The sequence below is a fragment of the Pseudoclavibacter sp. 13-3 genome (genome assembly GCF_021168475.1).
GTDB lineage: Bacteria > Actinomycetota > Actinomycetes > Actinomycetales > Microbacteriaceae > Pseudoclavibacter_A.
The window spans coordinates 1-18,317 of the sequence record NZ_JAJOZT010000004.1; the positions used below are offsets into that span (position 1 = coordinate 1).

Annotated in this window: 15 protein-coding genes, 1 tRNA gene and 1 pseudogene; 5 read left to right on the top strand and 12 right to left on the bottom strand. The window is 64.4% G+C overall.

The window, feature by feature from the left end:
• Positions 1-177: 177 nt before the first annotated feature.
• From LRX77_RS07505 to LRX77_RS10610, 3 genes and pseudogenes are all read right to left on the bottom strand, one after another.
• On the bottom strand, positions 178-363 hold the full coding sequence (locus LRX77_RS07505; RefSeq protein ID WP_231832296.1) for a hypothetical protein: 186 nt from the start codon (positions 361-363) through the stop codon (positions 178-180).
• 180 nt (positions 364-543) lie between these two features.
• Positions 544-647: transfer RNA gene (locus tag LRX77_RS07510), tRNA-Ser, on the bottom strand.
• Between the two features lie 195 nt (positions 648-842).
• Positions 843-1,436, bottom strand: a pseudogene (locus tag LRX77_RS10610) (DUF2971 domain-containing protein); the annotation flags it as partial.
• A gap of 582 nt (positions 1,437-2,018) precedes the next feature.
• On the opposite strand from LRX77_RS10610, the gene LRX77_RS07515 reads away from it, so the two are divergent.
• The 3 genes from LRX77_RS07515 to LRX77_RS07525 are packed head-to-tail and all read left to right on the top strand — an operon-like array spanning position 2,019 to position 5,247.
• The gene (locus LRX77_RS07515; protein WP_231832297.1) at positions 2,019-3,038 is read left to right on the top strand and encodes an FHA domain-containing protein; all 1,020 of its coding nucleotides are present in this window, start codon (positions 2,019-2,021) and stop codon (positions 3,036-3,038) included.
• A complete protein-coding gene (locus LRX77_RS07520) occupies positions 3,035-4,528 on the top strand; it encodes a serine/threonine-protein kinase (protein WP_231832298.1) in 1,494 nt (497 codons plus the stop codon). The genes LRX77_RS07515 and LRX77_RS07520 overlap by 4 nt, the downstream gene beginning before the upstream one ends.
• Positions 4,525-5,247, top strand: coding sequence for a hypothetical protein (locus LRX77_RS07525; RefSeq protein ID WP_442961621.1), 723 nt, complete (start codon positions 4,525-4,527; stop codon positions 5,245-5,247). Before LRX77_RS07520 ends, LRX77_RS07525 begins: the two co-directional genes overlap by 4 nt.
• 216 nt (positions 5,248-5,463) lie before the next feature.
• On the opposite strand, the gene LRX77_RS07530 is transcribed toward LRX77_RS07525, so the two are convergent.
• The 5 genes from LRX77_RS07530 to ctaE form a co-directional block, all read right to left on the bottom strand.
• Positions 5,464-6,861: an MFS transporter gene (locus LRX77_RS07530; protein ID WP_231832300.1), complete on the bottom strand. Its 1,398-nt coding sequence runs from the start codon at positions 6,859-6,861 to the stop codon at positions 5,464-5,466.
• A 228-nt stretch (positions 6,862-7,089) separates the two neighbouring features.
• A complete protein-coding gene (qcrB, locus tag LRX77_RS07535) occupies positions 7,090-8,688 on the bottom strand; it encodes a cytochrome bc1 complex cytochrome b subunit (protein ID WP_231832301.1) in 1,599 nt (532 codons plus the stop codon).
• Entirely contained in the window at positions 8,685-9,746 is a 1,062-nt protein-coding gene (gene qcrA, locus LRX77_RS07540; protein ID WP_231832302.1) for a cytochrome bc1 complex Rieske iron-sulfur subunit, read from the bottom strand. The genes qcrB and qcrA overlap by 4 nt, the downstream gene beginning before the upstream one ends.
• A 14-nt stretch (positions 9,747-9,760) precedes the next feature.
• The gene (gene qcrC, locus LRX77_RS07545) at positions 9,761-10,594 is read right to left on the bottom strand and encodes a cytochrome bc1 complex diheme cytochrome c subunit (protein WP_231832303.1); all 834 of its coding nucleotides are present in this window, start codon (positions 10,592-10,594) and stop codon (positions 9,761-9,763) included.
• A gap of 17 nt (positions 10,595-10,611) precedes the next feature.
• Positions 10,612-11,250, bottom strand: a complete 639-nt coding sequence (ctaE, locus tag LRX77_RS07550; RefSeq protein ID WP_231832304.1) for an aa3-type cytochrome oxidase subunit III — start codon at positions 11,248-11,250, stop codon at positions 10,612-10,614.
• 159 nt (positions 11,251-11,409) lie between these two features.
• Between ctaE and trpD the strand changes: the two genes are divergently transcribed.
• Positions 11,410-12,486, top strand: a complete 1,077-nt coding sequence (trpD, locus tag LRX77_RS07555) for an anthranilate phosphoribosyltransferase (RefSeq protein ID WP_231832305.1) — start codon at positions 11,410-11,412, stop codon at positions 12,484-12,486.
• Here the strand turns inward: trpD and LRX77_RS07560 are convergent.
• Complete coding sequence (locus LRX77_RS07560; RefSeq protein ID WP_231832306.1) at positions 12,471-12,764, bottom strand: hypothetical protein; 294 nt, start codon at positions 12,762-12,764, stop codon at positions 12,471-12,473. The genes trpD and LRX77_RS07560 overlap by 16 nt on opposite strands.
• A 242-nt stretch (positions 12,765-13,006) precedes the next feature.
• A complete protein-coding gene (locus tag LRX77_RS07565) occupies positions 13,007-13,792 on the bottom strand; it encodes an SDR family oxidoreductase (RefSeq protein ID WP_231832307.1) in 786 nt (261 codons plus the stop codon).
• Positions 13,793-13,948: 156 nt separating this feature from the next.
• On the opposite strand from LRX77_RS07565, the gene LRX77_RS07570 reads away from it, so the two are divergent.
• On the top strand, positions 13,949-14,254 hold the full coding sequence (locus LRX77_RS07570; RefSeq protein ID WP_331716153.1) for an RNA polymerase-binding protein RbpA: 306 nt from the start codon (positions 13,949-13,951) through the stop codon (positions 14,252-14,254).
• Here LRX77_RS07570 and lnt read toward each other — a convergent pair.
• Positions 14,229-15,881 (bottom strand): apolipoprotein N-acyltransferase, encoded by a 1,653-nt coding sequence (lnt, locus tag LRX77_RS07575; RefSeq protein WP_231832309.1) that lies wholly within the window; start codon positions 15,879-15,881, stop codon positions 14,229-14,231. The two genes, LRX77_RS07570 and lnt, sit on opposite strands and share 26 nt — an antisense overlap.
• A complete protein-coding gene (locus LRX77_RS07580) occupies positions 15,881-18,313 on the bottom strand; it encodes a DEAD/DEAH box helicase (protein WP_231832310.1) in 2,433 nt (810 codons plus the stop codon). The genes lnt and LRX77_RS07580 overlap by 1 nt, the downstream gene beginning before the upstream one ends.
• Between the last annotated feature and the right edge of the window lie 4 nt (positions 18,314-18,317).

An 18,317-nucleotide genomic window follows, 5' to 3' on the forward strand; every position in this document is an offset into this window, starting at 1 on the left:
CCGACTCCACCAGACCCACCGCATCGGCCTTGAACTCATCCGTGTACTTCTTCGGCATGATCAACATCCTTCCGTATGCCCCGAAAGACACACAACCTTGGAGTCAACCAAACCCACAGCAGACCCGACCGTCCGGATCGAAGGGGGAAGTCCACCCGGGCGGCCAGCTCACACAGGTTACTCCGACTCCACCTTCAGCGCAGCGACGCAGTCACGCCAATCTGCGAACGGAACCTGTTCCACACCTGCCCGCAGCAAGGAGTGGCACAGCGCACGGTATTCCTGCAGCCATTCCAGCCGCTGCTCCAGCTCCGCGATCTCTTCATCTGTGTGCGCCAGCTCGGCGACCGGATCAATCATCATGCTGCCAGCATGCGTCATCCGCGCTCGAGGGGTGCTCTTGTCTGCAAGGGGAATCGCGGTAAGCCAGAGTGTGCGGGAGCGAGAGAGCACCGGAGTCTGCTTCCCTTTTGCTTCCCATGCGGAGAGACGGAAACAGCCCCGGTGCCACGCGATCCGCGTGATTCCGGGGCTGTCGGCCTGTGGGCGATACTGGACTCGAACCAGCGACCTCTTCCGTGTGAAGGAAACAGCTACGGAATGTATGGAACTTCGGAAATCCTTAGGTCAACGTGAAACCACTCCCCACGTCCTCCATCGGCAAAGCGTGCTTTGAGAGCTGCAAGTGAACGGTCTGCGTATGGGCCAGGGCCCACCGTAATTGACTTCAGCGCCTCGAAAGGGAACTGCAATCGCACATAGGGAACGAGGTTGGTTGGTCCTCCTCTCAGTAACATCGAGGGCGAAAGATCACCGGTGGCTCGCGCTACGAGGCGTACTTCATGCTCGGACGCAAATGCTTGGTGTTTGACACTAGCCAAGAATGGAACCAAAAAGTCTCCGTCGAAGATCGAGTGTTCCTTATCAGACTCCTCAAGTAGGAGGCTGACAATCTCATCTGCCCCATAGGTGATATCGAGGAATTGCACCTCCAAGCCGACGTGTGCAAGGACAAGGTCCTTCGCTTCGCCACACGTCAATTGGAAAGACTCGAAGGCCTTTTCGCTGTCGTCAATAGCAAACGCAGACTCTAGGATCGTCCGGTCAAAACCCAAACTAAAACCGCCTCCAGGGCCGTATCCTCTCCACATATCTAGGCTGTCAGAAGTCGTCGTGAAAGATGTGACGTAGGCAGTTTCTTCGTGAAGATCGGTGACCTCACCTGATGACGGATATCTCGTATCGAGCGCTTGTCTAAGTAGCTGGCGTCGGCCAATCGGTATCGCGGCTAGTCGAGTGTTCGTCTCTGGCATCGGCTTTCCGTCGGCGCCGATGAGGGAGCGAATCAGCTCCGCAGCGAAGACCAATTCTTGTGCGTCATTCAGATACAGGGGGTTGGATGCCCACAAAGATCGGGATTCGATAATCCCAAGCATTCCCGCGGAGGATGTGTAGTGATAGAGCACCCGCCCAGTCTAGACCGTGAATCTTCACACGGATGCCCACGCTCTACTTCGACGACCAGGGGAGAGGCAACAGAGTTCAGTCCAAGGACGCTGTGGACGACCTTCTAGATGGTTTGCGCCTGCTGGCACAAACTGACACTGTCCGGATAGCAAACGGATAGCAGACCCGCGTATTTTCTTGTATTCTCTCGCTTTTCTACTGAGACTATTGATGCCCGGTATTGCAGGGCAAAGTGCCTCTGTGTTCGCTCTCACTCTGCCCCGATATGACGGCCTTGGATCCCTGACACGGAAGAGGTCAGCAGTTCAAGTCTGCTATCGCCCACCACGGGAATGGCCCGGAATCACGCGAAAGACGCGGGGGTCCGGGTCTTCTTCGTTTTTCGGGCCATCTGCAGTGTCACGCGGGCGGAATGACTTGCTCACGGCGCGCCTCAGCATGACGCGCAGATGCTGCATTCTGAGAGATAATCAGACAGAACGTCTGCGTGCAGTTCGCAGAGACCGACCGCAGGTCGATCGGCTGATGAGACTCGGGGGAGGGATGCGCACATGCTCCGCTATACGCCGGGTGGCAGTCTGCTGATCGCAGAGGCACGCGGTGCCGCGCTCGTTCCGATGTCAGTCTCGTCGCAGGTGGTCGCGCATCTGCTCACCATTCTGCGAGCGCCCAAGCACCTGGGTGCGTCTGACAGCCGTGGCCTCAGATCACCGTCGTTCGCCACCTGGTCGAAGGGGAGTGCTCTCAGCGCATGCGCACTGTTCCTGCTCGCACCCGATGAGCACCACGCCGAGGTCATCTCACGCGGAGGCTACCGCGTCGTCGTCGAGCCCCAGAGCCGCAGGCCGGTCTCAGCGCTGCACCAGCAACCGCATGACGACCGTCACCCGGACACCCCCGCAACCGTGCAGATCGACGACTCGACGCACCTCCGACTTCTGGCGCCGCCGAACACGCCCACAGCGCGTCCCCTTCATCTGCCGCTCAGCTCCGGTGTGGTCTTCGCCGACAGCGCCGAGTGGATGCCGGTCTCGCTGGCGACGCGGATGCCGGACTCAGGGTTCCGAACCACGTGCTCTGAGGCCACGCTCGTGCCGGAGGACTTCGACGATGACGACACGCGCGCGCCCGACAGCGACAACCGCTCAGCGCCGGCTGCCCTCGAGGGGCGCCAGGCTGACGCAGCCGCTGTCTCTCCATCTGCGCCTGACCGATCGGCCGTGCTCGACACCTGCATGCCGCTCGTGCGGCTGCCCGGGGGACGACGAGTGAGGATCGATCATCCAGTCGTCATCGGCCGCCAGCCGCAAGGAGCGCTGTACGGCGGGCAACAGGCGCGAGAGTTGGCCGTGCCGAGCGCGAACAACGACATCTCCCGCAGGCACGTCTGTCTGTACAGCGAAGGCCGGCATCTGCTCTCCGTCGATCTGCACACCACGAATGGCACCTACCTGCTGCGCACCGGCCAGGCACCGACCCGGCTCAGCCCGGGGGAGGCGACGCTGCTGGTCGGCGGTGACCGCCTCGACCTCGGCGACGGCATCGTCCTGGAGTTCGAGGGGCTGCTGTGAACCGCCGCCCGCCTTCGACGCCTCCGGCACTTCCCGGGTTCACGCCCCGTCGACTCATCGGCAGCGGCGGCTTCGCCGATGTGTTCCTCTATGAGCAGCATCTGCCCAGACGCCTGGTCGCGGTCAAGGTGCTGCTGCGCGAGCAGGTGACGCCGGCGTCGGTCGAGGCGTTCAACACCGAGGCCAACATCATGGCCCAGTTCTCTTCGCACCCCTCCATCGTCTCGGTCTATCAGGCCGGCACCTCGTCAGACGGACGCCCCTATCTCGTGATGCAGTACTGCCCGAAGCCGAATCTGCAGCAGCGTCGCAAACGCGGCGACCGCTTCTCTGAGTCAGAGACGCTGACCATCGGCATTCGCATCGCCTCTGCTCTCGAGATCGCGCACCGTTCCGACGTGCTGCATCGCGACGTCAAGCCTGCGAACATCCTCACGACAGAATACGGTCAGCCTGCTCTGACCGACTTCGGCATCGCCGCTGCGGTGGGCAGCGAGGTCGAGGGGCTCAGCGTACCGTGGTCGCCGCCTGAGGCCTTCGGCGATCATGCGCGAACCGGCCCAGCCGGAGACGTCTACTCGCTCGCCGCCACCCTCTACACGCTGCTCGCGAGTCGCACCCCGTACGAGATTCCCGGTGGGCAGAATCGCAACGCCGATCTGATCGACCGCATCAGGCACCGCCCGCTGCCACCGCTGGGCCGCCCGGATGTCTCACCTGCGCTGACGCACACACTCACCCGGGCTCTCGCGAAGAATCCGCAGAGTCGGCCCCGCACCGCCGTGGAGTTCGCCAGAGATCTGCAGCGCGTCCAGATCCATCTGAAGCTGCGAGTCACCGACACCGAGGTTCCCGGCGAAGCGATCGTCGTCGACGAGTCGTCGCAGGATGTCGAACGCACGCGATTCCGGAACGTCTCAGCACCAGCCGTCCCCGGCTCCATTGTTCCCATGCCCATTCAGACGGCGCATCCGGTCGCGCCGTCGGCGCGAAGGCAGACGCCACCCCAGAAGACGCTGCGGCCACAGGTCGGCACGATTCCCGTCGGAGCCGGCGTCCGCAGCCCGACGAAGCCGCGTGGGCCCCGACGCGCTGTCACGCTGGGCGTCTCGATTGTGGCGGGTGCGATCATCGGCGTCTCAGCCGTGGTCGGCATCCGCACGGTCATGCAGGGCACGACGCCGGCTGCCGCGCCCCAGCCGGCAGTGGCCACCGCCACCGCCGCCGGGGCAGCAGTCCCTGCCGTCACCGGGCTTCGCGCCTACGGTGCCGGGACCAGCCGCACGTTCACCTGGAGCAACCCTCAGCCGATGAGCGGAGACACATACCGGTACCGCATGGTCGGTTCCGGAGGAAACAGCCCGCTGACTGCGGTGAACGACCCCCGGGTGACTGTCGAGGCTGTTTCTGCAGGCCCGACCTGCATCGAGGTCACCCTCGTGCGTGACGACCATCAGACCAGCGATCCAGTCCAAGGATGCTCATCATGACCACTCAGTCCGTGCCTGTGCCCGTTCCCGAACTGCAGATCGAGTTCTGCGGAGAATGGCACCCCGTCTCACCGTACCGGCCCTTCACGATCGGCCGAGAGGGAGATCTCGCAGTCGACGACAACCCATTTCTGCACCGACGGCTGCTCGAGATCCATGCGTTCGAAGGCTTGTGGCTGCTGTCGAACATCGGATCGCGCCTGGCCGTCACGGTCTCGGACGCCGACGGTCACCTGCAGTCGTGGCTCGCGCCAGGCGGTCGGCTGCCCTTGGTCTTCGGCCTCACCACGATCGTCTTCAGTGCGGGTGCGACGACGTACGAGCTCTCGGTGCACGTCTCTGTGCCGCTCTTCGCTCAGACGCAGCCGGCGCTGCAGCAGAGCGACGGCACCACCACCATCGGGGCCGTCACGATGACCGACACCCAGCGCCTGCTCATCATCGCGCTGGCCGAGCCCATGCTGCGACGAGACGGTACCGGCATCAGTGAGATCCCGACGAATCATGACGCTGCCCAGCGACTGGGATGGGTCATCACTCGGTTCAATCGAAAGCTGGACAACGTCTGCGACAAATTGGACAGGATCGGAGTTCCAGGCCTCAGGGGCGGGCCACGTTCGTATGCCACGAACCGAAGGGTACGTCTCGTGGAATATGCGATCACCTCGCATCTGGTGTCAAAGGCAGATCTCATCCTGCTCGATCAGCCGCACGAATGACTGCCGTCAGGCAGAAAACGTGACCGCGACTGGCAAGGGGATCCCGCCGCCCCCTCCACGGCAGGAACCCCTCTGCGGACGTCGCATCACTGCTTCTGACCACGTTTATAGACTAGAGGACCCCACTGACATGCCTCAATGGGGATAGTTCACCATGACGTCGGTGAACCGGGACTCGCACGTTCCGATCGGCGCATGTGCCTCATTGCTGCCGTCTCAGTCGGTCAGGGCCTGGCCCATGCGCTCGTCGAGCAGCAGCGCTGAGAGGGCGGCCAGCACGAACGCCACGCCGAAGATGGTGAAGAGCACGCCGGTGCCTCCCCAGGCCGCCGCGAGCACGACCGGAACGACAAGCGGCGCGACGATGGACGCCACGCGGCCGAATCCCGCCGACCAACCAGTGCCGGTGCCGCGCAGCGCGGTCGGGAAGACCTCTGGCGAGATCGCGTAGAGCGCACCCCACGCACCCAGATTGAAGAAGCTCAGCAGACAGCCGCTGATCAGGATGGCGGTCACAGAGCCCGCCGTGCCGAAGAGCACAGCAGAGACGGCGGAACCCACCAAGAACGTCGCCAGCGTCCATCGACGCCCCCAGCGCTCGATCAGCCAGGCCGCAACCGCATACCCCGGCAGCTGGGCCAGCGTGATGATGAGGGTGTACCCGAAGCTCTTCACCAGGTCGTATCCCTGCGCCGCCAGAATCGACGGTATCCAGATGAAGGCCCCATAGTACGAGAAGTTCACGAGAAACCAGACCAGACTCAATGCGATGGTGCTGCGTGCCTGCCCGCCCCGCCAGAGACCGGCGAATCCCGTGGTCGAGGATGCACTCTCGCCTGTGGCGGGGTGCTGCGCGGAGGTCACCTCAGCGGTGGCCTGCCTGACCCGGAACAACACTGGCGAGACCTCGAATCGTCGCACGATTCGCTCGGCCTCGTCATCACGCCCGCGCGTCTCGAGAAACCGGATCGACTCGGGCAGCCCGAACCGGACGAACGCTGCGTAGAGTGCGGGTACCGCACCGATCAGCAGAGCAATGCGCCAGCCCCACTCACCGTGCGGCACGAGCAGGTAGCCGAGCAGTGCAGCCACGAGCCAGCCGATGGCCCAGAAGGCCTCCAGCACGACGATGATGCGGCCGCGGATGCTCGGGGGAGCGAACTCGCTGACGTATGTGCTGGCCACCGGGAGTTCGGCGCCGAGGCCCAAACCGACGAAGAAGCGCATGACCAGGAAGAACGCGAGGACCGGCGCGAACGCGCTGAGCCCAGCACCGAGACCGAAGAGGAGCAGCGTCAGCGAGAACACGGTGCGTCGGCCGAAGCGATCGGCAAGGCGCCCTCCGAGCACCGCCCCCAACGCCATCCCGATGAAGCCGAGCGAGACGATCCAGCTCTGCTCGGTCGGGGAGAGAGACCATTCGCTCTTCAGCACGACGATCACATACGAGATCAGCGCGACGTCGAGCGCATCGAGCGCCCAGCCGATTCCGGATGAGGTGACCAGGTGCGCGTGCGCCCGGGTAAACGAGAGTCGGTCAAGGCGCTGAGTAAGCGTCAGACCGCTGGCAGTAGCCGCAGAGGACGGCACGTCGGAATTGGTTGCGTCTGTCATAGATGACAGTATTGCACAGGTCTGAACAGGTATGTTCCAGTTTTCTCGAGATACCCCACAGGCCGGAGTCGAATCGTCCGCAGAAGCCGGAAGATGCGAGGGGAACCGTGGTCGCGCAGGCCGGCGATGGCTGGCTGAGCGGCGAAACACAACGAGGGCCTCGCCACCATGGCGAGACCCTCGTTACTGCTTCGGAAGGTCGTGGACGACCGCCTCAGACAGTGCACATCAATGATGCTCGTGCTGCGCTGCTGCCAGCTCGTCCGGGGTGACCGGCTTGACCCGGTTCTCGAAGAAGAAGCGGCTGAACCAGGAACGGCGACGATCCTTGTTGTAGATCTTGCCGTCGGAGCGCGGACGCACGGGCACGGGCACGTTCTCTTCGAACGAGACCAGACGCCAGCGCTCGTACTCGTCGAGCGGACGGTGCAGCTCCTGGAACTCCCCGTGGGGGTACCGCACGACGTGGCCGGTCTCGACACCGTGCAGAACCAGATCGCGGTCTTTGCGCTGCAGGGCGAATGCCACGCGACGAGTGATGATGAAGGCGATGATCGGCGAGACGATCAGCGATGCCTGCAGCACATGGGTCACCAGGAACACATTCCAGTGGAAGAACACGCTCATCACGTCTGACGAGGCCGCAGCCCACATGGTCGCGTAGAACGCGATGCCTGCCGCACCGATCGCGGTGCGCGTCGGTGCATTGCGCGGGCGATCGAGGACGTTGTGGTTGCGGTTGTCGCCGGTGATCCACTTCTCGATGAAGGGGTAGGCCACCAGTGCGGCGATGAAGCCGCCGAGCAGCACGACTGGAACCAGGATGTTCCACGAGAAGGTGAAGCCGAAGATCACTGACTCCCAGTGCGGCGGGACCAGTCGCAGTGCGCCGTCAGCCCAGCCGATGTACCAGTCAGGCTGCGTACCTGCAGAGACAGGGGAGGGATCGTAGGGGCCGTAGTTCCAGATCGGGTTGATCGTGAACGTCGCCGCGATGACCGTCAGCAGGCCATAGACGATGAAGAAGAAGCCGCCGGCCTTTGCCGCGTACACGGGGAGCACGGGGTAACCGACGACGTTCGTCTCACGGGCACCTGGATTCGGATAGTGCGTGTGCTTGTGCAGAACCACCATGAGCAGATGCACTGCGATCAGCAGGATGATCAGCGCCGGGATCAGCATGATGTGCAGCATGTACAGGCGATTGATCAGGTCAGTGCCGGGGAACTCGTTGCCGAAGAAGAGGAACGAGAGCCACGTGCCGATGAGAGGGAAGCCCTTCATCAGGCCGTCGATGATGCGCAGGCCGTTCCCTGACAGCAGATCGTCGGGAAGTGAATAGCCGGTGAAACCGGCGCCCATGCCGAGCACCCACAGCAGCACGCCGACGATCCAGTTCAGCTCGCGCGGTTTGCGGAACGCACCTGTGAAGAAGATGCGAGCCATGTGCAGCGTCGCGGCTGCGACGAACATCAGTGCAGACCAGTGGTGCAGCTGGCGCATGAGGAGACCACCGCGGATGTCGAACGAGAGATCCAGAGTGGAGGCGTACGCCGCCGACATGTGGATGCCCTTGAGCGGGACATACGAGCCGTCATAGGTGGTCTCGACCATCGACGCCTGGAAGAACAGGGTCAGGAACGTCCCGGAGATCAGCAGGGCGACGAAACTGTACAGCGCCACCTCACCGAGCATGAACGACCAGTGGTCGGGGAAGATCTTGCGACCGAACTCCTTGACGACCCCCGCGACGCCGAGGCGTTCGTCGAGGTAGTCAGCAGCACGACCCGCCTTGGTCGTGGGTTTTGTCGTCACTGTGGTGGTCACTTTTCAATCTCCCAGAAGCTCGGTCCGACTGGTGCTCGGAAGTCACCCTTCGACACCAGGTAGCCTTCGCTGTCCACCGTGATGGGCAGCTGTGGCAATGGGCGGTTCGCCGGGCCGAAGACGACCTTGGCGCCGTCGGCGATGTCGAACGTCGACTGGTGGCACGGGCAGAGCAGGTGATGCGTGTGCTGTTCGACCAGAGCGACCGGGCAGCCCACGTGCGTGCAGATCTTCGAGTAGGCGAGGATGCCGTGGTAGCCGTCTTCGGCACCCGACTTGATCTCGTTCTCGGGCAGACGGACGAGCAGGACTGCGGCCTTCGCCTTCTCGATGATGCGCTGTGAGTGGTCTTCGATCTCGAGCAGATTCTCGGGGATCACGTGGAACGCCGAGCCGAGCTGGACGTCGGATGCCTTGATGGGTCGGCCGTTCGGGTCGCGAACCAGCTTCAGGCTGTTCTGATCGCCCCAGATGGTGTGACGAAGCTTCTCGGCCGGATTGACCAGCCCCTGGCTGACCGGGGCGAGGTCGCGCAGCATGACGATGCCCGGCAGGGGAGCGACGACCGCAGCACCGATGAGCGAGCGCCGCAGCACCGTGCGACGGCTGATGCCGCTCTCTTTGTCTGCTGTCTGCAGAATCTCGATGGCCTCGGCGCGCGTCTCGTCAGAGGAGCGCAGCGTGTGCCGATCCTCTTCCATCTCGTGCGCGGGCATGAGCTGCTTCGCGAAGTGGACGGCGCCGATGCCGATGGCCAGAAACGCGAAGCCGATCGACAGACCGAGCCACAGGTTGTTCGGATGCACCGTCGACATGTCGTCGGCCTTGATCGGCACGGCGATGTAGACGATGATCGCGATGACGCTCGCAACCGCCGAGGCGATGAACCATGCGGTGACCTGACGCTCAGCGCGCTTGGCGGCCTTGGGATCACGGTCGGTGAGGCGCTCAGGCGAGTGGGGCTCGATGCCCGGGTTCTCGAACCCACGCTCGAGCACCACCGTCGTGCTCTGCGGCTCGTGTTCTGACACAGGAGTCTCTTCCTTGTTCTTTGCCATAGTGTTCTCTCCGCTCAGTCAGCTCGTGCACCAAGCCAGATGGTGAATGCGACGATCGCGCCGATGCCGAAGATCCAGATGAACAGACCTTCGGAGACCGGACCGAGCGATCCCAGGTCGACCCCACCGGGCGACTGGTTCTTCTCGACGTACTTCAGGTACGAGATGATGCCGGCCTTCTCTTCAGGGGAGAGATTGGTGTCGTTGAACACCGGCATGTTCTGCGGACCGGTGATCATCGCTTCGTAGATGTGCGTCTCGGAGACGCCCATCAGCGACGGCGCGTACTTGCCCTCGGTCAGCGCGCCGCCGGCACCGGCGACGTTGTGGCACATGGCGCAGTTGATGCGAAAGAGCTCGGCGCCCGAAGCGACCTTCTCGGAGTCGGTGGTGTCGACCTTCGTCGTAATGTCGCTCGGAATGGCGGGTCCGGAGCCAACCGAGGCGACGTAGGCCGCGAGGGCTTTGATCTGTTCATCGGTGAACTGCGGCGCCTTGACCTGTGCCTGCGGACCCTGCATCTGCATCGGCATGCGACCGGTGCCCACCTGAAAGTCGACCGAGGCGGCGCCGACGCCGACCAGCGACGGCCCGGCGTCTGAGCCCTGGAGATTGAGCCCGTGGCACGTGGCGCAGTTCGCCTGGAAGAGCTTCTGCCCCTCGTCGACCTGCTCCTGTGTGTTGGCCACCTTCTCGATGTCGCTCGAGGTCGAGCTGGCCTGTGCCACAGCAGCGTAGCCTCCACCGGTCACAGCGAGACCGACGGCCAGCAGACCGATCGTGGCGAGCGGTCCGCGGCGCTTGGAGCGGCGACCCACCTTGGACGTGTGGTTCTTGCGAATCTTCATTCCTGCTAACTCCAGTCTCAACCGATGAGCGGAAGGATGTAGACGGCCGTGAACAGAATCAGCCAGACGACATCGACGAAGTGCCAGTAGTACGACACGACGATGGCACTCTGCGCTTCGCGGTGACCGAACTTGCGAGCGGCGTACGTACGGCCGATGATCACCAGGAACGCGATCAGGCCGCCGATGACGTGCAGCGCGTGGAACCCGGTGCCGACGAAGAACGCCGACCAGAAGGTGTCGGTCGACATGGCCACACCCTCGTGATACAGCGTTGCGTACTCGAACACCTGGCCGGTCACGAAGACGGCGCCCAGAGCAAAGCTCAGGAAGAACCACTCGGCGACGCCCCAGTTCTTGATGCCCTTGCCGGTCTTTCGCGGCTGCAGACGCTCCGCTGCGAAGACGCCGAACTGGCAGGTGACTGACGAGAGCACCAGGATCACGGTGTTGACCGCAGCGAAGGGAATGTTCAGGATGGCGATGCCATCCTGCCATTGCCCCGTCGAGGTCGTCCACAAGGTGAAGTAGACGGCGAAGATGGCCGCAAAGAACATGACCTCGCTGGCAAGCCAGACGATGGTACCTACGGCTGTGGCGCTCGGCCTGTTGACACTCGCCTGCGCAGACTTATTCGTTAATGCTGTACTGGACACCTCTCCATTATGGCCTATGAATCACCCATGTCTTGACCAATCGGGGCGGTTCGAGCGAATTCACTCCCTATAGTGGGTGGTCGCACCCGGCGATCTGATGGGATTTCCGTCCGAATCGCTCTTCGTCCGCGGTGATCCTCCGGCGTACAATCTTGTGACATGTCATCTCAAATCTCATGGCCGCAACTGCTCACCAGGCTCATCGACGACGTCGATCTCGAGACGGTGCAGGCCAGATGGGCCATGGACCAGATCATGACTGGGTCGGCCGCCCCCGCTGCGATCGGCGGCTTTCTCATCGCACTGAAGAAGAAGGGGGAGTCTCTCGAAGAGGTCTCTGCCTTCGTCTCGTCGATTCTGGCGCACGCCGTTCCCCTGGACATCTCACGTGAGGCGCTCGACATCGTCGGCACCGGGGGAGACCGCTCCGGCACCGTGAACATCTCGTCCATGGCGGCAATCGTGGTCGCCGGCGCCGGGGTGCCGGTGATCAAACACGGCAACCGTGCGGTGAGCTCTCGCTCCGGTTCTTCCGACTTCTTCGAGGCGCTGGGCGTGAACATCGACGCAACGCCAGAGGCGACCGCAGCGGCCTTCGCGCAGGCGGGCATCGGCTTCGCCTTCGCGCAGCGCTACCATCAGGGCTTCCGTCACGCCGGCCCCGTGCGCAAGGCGCTGGGTGTTCCGACGGTGTTCAACTTCCTCGGTCCACTGTGCAATCCGGCACGTCCGCGCATCAACGCCCTGGGCGTGGCCGACCGCGGTCGGGTCGATCTGGTCGCCGCACTGCTGAGCTCCCGCGGCGACGTCGGTCTCGTCTTTCGTGGCGAAGACGGACTCGACGAGCTGACCACGACCGGCCCCAGCCGCATGTGCCAGGTCGACGGACAGGGCGGCATCACCGAGTTCGCGCTCGATCCCGCGCAGCTCGGCATTAAGCCGGCGCTGCTCGAAGATCTGGTCGGGGGAGACGCCGAGGAGAACGCCGCGATCGGACGCGCCCTGCTCGCGGGCGAAACCGGCTCGGTGCGAGACATCGTGCTGCTCAACGCTGCCGCCGGTCTGGTGGCCGCTGACCTGCTCTTCACCCCCGAGACGGCGAAGATGTCGATGCTCGATCGTTTCGCGGCGAAGCTCGAGGTCGCGACCGAGTCGATCGACTCGGGCGCGGCGGCGGGTGCGCTCGATCGCTGGATCGAGGCCCTGCCCGCAGCAGAGCCTCAGTCGAAGAACTGATCGGGGGCGAAGTACTCGTCAATCTGCGGCGGCCCGTCGGGTCGTGCCTGTTCCGCACTCGCCGTGGGCGTCGACGTGGTTCTTTCTCTGATGCGGATGCGCGGTGGCGGCCCGTCGTGTGACTGACGGAAGACGTCGGGGCCGACAGGGGGCGGCATCTGCACCCAGGGCGACGCCTTGGGTGCAGCGACCGGTGTGAACGTGTGATCGCCGGTCGGATTCATCCGCGGCGGAGGGCACTCGTGTTGGTTCGGAGATGGCGGTCTGGTCTGTCTCATGCGGACCAGTCTGGCGGCTGATCGATCCGCTGCCGCAACGGCTGATGACCACTGTGCACAATTCAGCACAGATCAGCGCACTGTGCAGAAACACATGCCGCCAAGGTTCGCGGCCGAGGAAAGAGCAGCGAGGAGAACAGCCTGGCTCCAGAGATCACTGATATATGACATAACATACATTATCAGATCACTGGAGCGGGGCCTCGAGACCACTGCTCAGCGCGCGAATCGAGCGCCGCGACTCACTCGCCTGTGAAGAACGAGATGTCGCCGACGTACTTGGTGTTGTCGGCCGGGATCGGCTCGAGCACGGCGTCGCGAATCTGCTCGGCGAACTCTTCGACGGTGTACAGCTTTCCGACCTGTTCGGTGCGCTCGTCGAGCACGCCCGGGTTGATCCGGTTCAGCAGCGTCGCGGTGATCGTTCCGACGATCATGTCTCCCGAGACGACGACGAAGCCGATGCCGCGCTTCGCGAGTTCCGGGATGCGCTCTCGCAGCGCATCCTCGCCGGCACGCTTCGACTCGGCGACCGGACGATACTCCGGCAGCGTCGGCGTGGTACGGATGAAATGCGCCTGATGGCTGGTGATGAAGACGACCCGTGAGCCTTCGTGCAGCAGCGGCTCCGCCAGCGTCAGCGCACGCACCTGCGCGTCACGATTCAGCTGCAACGCGTAGTCGTCGGCCATGTTCTTCTCCATGCCGCCCGAGGCGTTGAGAATCAGCACGTCGATGCGCCCCAGCGCCTCACCCACGCGGTCGAACAGCGCCGTGACCGAGGCCTCATCCGTGAGATCGCCCTGGACCACCAGGGCGTCGCCGCCGACGGCACGCACCTTGTCGGCCACCTGCTCGGCACGGCGCACCTTCGACCGGTAGTTGATCACCACGGTCGCACCGAGTGCGCCGAGCAGCTCGGCCGTCGCAGCGCCGATGCCGCGTGACGAACCGGTGATCAGCGCGACTTTGCCCGCCAGTGGCCTCTGCCGATCGCCCGTCGTCTGTTCCGTCGTCTGATCGCTCACGTGCTCACCTTTCGATCGAAGAGCACGTCGCCCGACGTGCTCACAACAGGCAAAACTGTACCAGCCCCCACGACCACGGCGATCACTGCCCCACCGGTGGGAACAAAACCCGCCTCACGACCGTTGTGCTGAACGGCTACAATAGACGGTCGGCGTATCTTCTGCCGGCAGACGAGACGAGGGCATCGAATGGCAACCAAGGCAGCTTCTTCCAAGACGACGGCGAAGACCGCATCGAAGTCGACCGCGAAATCCGCGTCGAAGTCGAAGTCGAAGGCCAAGACCGCCGGAAAGAAGAAGGGCGAGCCCGCCTCTCAGCGCACGCCGTGGGACATGCTCCTCGAGCGCCGCAGCGAGTCGGAGCTCAAAGAGATCCTCGACGAGCGACTCGACTACCTGCACGATCGACGCAAGCGTGCACTCGAGCTCTCGCGCATCAAATCCGACCCGAACGAGCAGTGATCTGCTGACCCAGCCGTCGATCGCGACGGCGCGTCACCACCTCGCCGACGATCATCAGCACGGTCGCGGCGACACTCCCCCATGTGATCACCGGCCCGGCGAAGAAGCCGGGTGCCAGCGAGCCCTGCAGCGGAACGTCCTGCACCATGGTGCCCGGCTCGAAGTCGGGCAGCCGGTCGATGAAAGCTCCATCAGGCGCGATCACGGCACTCGACGAGACCGTCGAGATGTTCACCAGCGAGCGGGCCGCTGCCACCGCGTTGGCTCGCGCGATCGCCATCTGCTGGGCCGACTCGGCGGTCTGCCCGAAGTCCGCGTTGTTCGTCGGCGCCAGGAGCAGCTGCGCTCCCCCGGCCACGGCCGCATGCACCAGGTCTGAGTCGCCGGTCTCGAAGCAGATCAGCACTCCGGCGTTGACTGCGTCATTCGCGGTGTCGCCAGACGGAATCTGGAAGTTGCCGGTTCGCTGCCCGAAGGTGTAGCCGCGCGGAACCAGATCGACCAGATCGGGCGCGATCGGGTGGAACAGCCAGCGGTCGGGCATGTACTCCGCGAACGGCACCGGATGCTTCTTGTCGTAGATCTGCACCGGGCCGCCTGATGTCGTAGTCGGATCGACGCCCGACACCGCGGGTTCTGCGGCTCCGTCGTCTCTCTCGTCAGTCAGACCGGCCGGTGCAGACATGCCCTTCGGCATCCAGAGCACGACGCTGTTGTAGAAGTCGTCGCCGCGCTTGGTGACGCTCCCCAAGACGAGGGGTCGTCCCATCTCGTCGACGAACGCCTCGATCTGCGCGTGCGCCTGACGGTTGCGCAGCACGTCCAGGTCAACGGCGTTCTCCGGCCACACCATCACGTCGAAGTCATCGTGCATGATCTGTCTGGCTGCTGCGAGATGGTTCGCCAGGATCTCGCCGGGCTGCGCATTCGAGAAGAGTCCGGCGTTCGCGTTGCCCTGGACGGCGGCGATGCGAACCGATCCCTGCGCCGGCACGATCGCACCCCACGCCGGCACCAGCATCCCCAGCACCAGCAGCACCACGCCGACGACCAGCGGCCGGCGCACCGGCCGACGCGACAGCATCCACGTCACCGGCAGCGCCGAGACGAAGACCAGCGCAAGGGTCAGCCCGGCCAGCCCGAGCCACGATGAGAGTCCGATCGTCGGAGCGTTCGACTGGCTGTGCGCCGCCTCTCCCCACGCGAACCCGCCGTACGGCATGCGTGAGAACACGGCCTCGCGAGCAGTCCAGACGATCGCCCAGACGAGGGCGATCAGCGCGGGATGCGTCTGCCGCATCAGCCGGCGTCGGGTCAGAAAGCCGCCGATCGCGCAGCCGAGCGCGCAGAACGCCGTCATGGCTGCGCTCAGCGCGATCCAGGGCACGGCGCCGAGGTATTCCGTCAGCCAGATGATGTGGCCCGTCCAGAAGCCGACGCCGAAGAGCGCTCCACTCAGGGCGCCGAACCAGAAGCCCCGGCCGAGCACTGCCCAGGCGATCATCGCCAGAGCCGGAACGGCCAGCGGCCAGATCAGATACGGTGCGAATGCATACTGGTAGACCACGCCGGCGGCCAGGGCGAAGACCAGCCGAACGATCACATCGCCGCGTCGCTGATGCCGCATCACCCGACGCTCGAGTACTCGACGATGCCGCGCAGCAGCAGATCCTTCGCGCTGCGGGCCACGGCCCCGACTCCCTCGGGCTGGGCGGCGCCGATCTGATCGAGCAGGTCGATGACCATCTTCATCAGCCGCACGAAGTCGCCCGCCGGCAGCTCGGCCTCTTCGAGCACGTGGTCGAGCGTCGCGCCGCGACTCCAGCGCAGCACGGCCGTGCAGACCAGAGCGTTCGGCTCGGGGAACCGCGGCAGGTCGTGCCGCTGCTCCTGATCGTCGATCTCGTGCCAGATCGAGACCGTGTCGCTGTAGGCCGTCTGCAGTGCGCCCCGAGGCAGCCACACCTCTTCGTCGCTGCGGTCGCGCCTCGGCTCATACACGAGCGCGGTGACGATGGCGGCGAGCTGATCGGGCTCGAGCCCCTGCCAGACCTCGCGGCGCAGGCACTCGGCGACGACCAGATCGCGTTCTCCGTAGATCTTGTCGAGCAGGCCGGCCTGACCGGTGACAGCGACCTCGGTGAGATCCGCGTCGGCGGTGAGGTAGCCGAAATGCACCAGCACGCGCACGACGCGTTCGAAGGTCAGCGCGATGTTGCTCACCCGGTGCTCGATCTCGCGCTGCAGGTCTTCGGTCTGCCGCTGCAGACGCCACCAGCGCTCGGCCCAGCGGGCCCGATCTTCGATGCCGTCGGTGCGTGCGGCCGGATGCTGGCGCAGCTGCGCCTTCAGATCGCGTGCCCGGGCGATCAGCTCTTCGCGCCGGCTGCCGCTGCGGCGCTCCTTCTTCGAGATGTGCTGGATGCTGCGATCGGTCTCTGAGAGTTCGTGTCGCAGATCGAAGAAGTCGCGCAGCAGCGGGTCGTCCAGCCCGGCGGCGTCTGCATAGCCGCCGAGCGACGAGCGCTGCTCTTTGAGCTTGCGCGCCAGCCCCACGACCGATCGGTCGGCCTGAAACTGTGCGAAGGACGACTCCAGGATCTCTCTCGTCGCGCTGAGCCCGAACTGACCGATCAGGTTCACGGCCATGTTGTACGTGGGGCGGAACGCCGACTTGAGCGGGTAGGTGCGCCGGCTGGCCAGCGAAGCCACCCGTTCGAGGTCGACCCCCGGCTGCCACACGACGACGGAATGCCCCTGGTCGTCGATGCCGCGACGTCCGGCGCGCCCGGTCAGCTGGGTGTACTCCCCCGCCGTGATCGGCACCCGAGCGACCCCGTTGTACTTCTCGAGACTCTCGATGACCACCGTGCGCGCCGGCATGTTGATGCCGAGCGCGAGCGTCTCGGTCGCGAAGACCACTCGCACCAGCCGGCGCTGATAGAGCTCTTCGACGGTCTCTTTGAACGCCGGCAGCAGCCCGGCATGGTGGGCGCCGACGCCGCGCAGCAGAGCGCCCTTCCAGTGCTTGTACCCCAGCACCTCGCGATCCTGGTACGGGATGTCGCGGCAGTGACGGTCGATGATCCGTTTGATCTGATCGCGCTCCTGCTTGGTGGTCAGCGAGATGCCGGCCAGCATGCACTGACGCACTGCGGCGTCGCAGCCGACGCGACTGAAGATGAAGCCGATCATCGGCAGCAGATCGGCCCGCTCCAGTGTCTTGACCAGAGCGGCCCGGTCGACGCGCTGCTGACGATGATGCCCGCCGCGCCGTCGTTCACGGTTCGACCGAGGCCCGTCCAGGCCGGAGAGCCGGTGCAGGTGCCGGTTGAGCTGGCCTGGCCGACCGGGTTCGAACAGGTCGTCGAGATCGCCGCGCACCAGCACGTGCTGGTTGAGCGGCACCGGGCGAAACTCCGAGACGATCACATCGGTGTGCCCGCGCACCTCCTGCAGCCACGCCCCGAACTCTTCGGCGTTCGACACCGTTGCACTCAGCGAGATGAGTCTGACGTGCTCGGGCAGCTGGATGATGACCTCTTCCCAGACCGGCCCGCGCATGCGGTCGGCGAGATAGTGCACTTCGTCCATCACCACGAAGGCGAGCGAGGCCAGCAGATCGCTGCGCTCGTAGATCATGTTGCGCAGCACCTCGGTGGTCATCACGACGATCGGAGCAGTTGCGTTGATGTTGTTATCGCCGGTGAGCAGCCCGACGTTCGCCTCGCCGTAGCGCTCCTGCAGCTCGTGGAACTTCTGGTTGCTCAGCGCTTTGATCGGTGTGGTGTAGAAGATCTTCTCATCAGCCGTCGACTGCATCGTGAGGTAGACGGCGAAGTCGGCCACGATCGTCTTTCCGGCGCCTGTCGGTGCGGCGACGAGCACTCCCCGACCGTGCACGATGCTGCGCGCGGCCTGCACCTGAAAGTCGTCGAGGGCGAATCCGACCGTGCGCTGAAACGCGACGACCTCGTCAGGCAGCGCGGCGTGCTCCGATGCATCTGGCTTCGGGGTGCGGCCAGAGGCATCATTCGGCAGCGGCTTCTCAGGCGTCATCGCT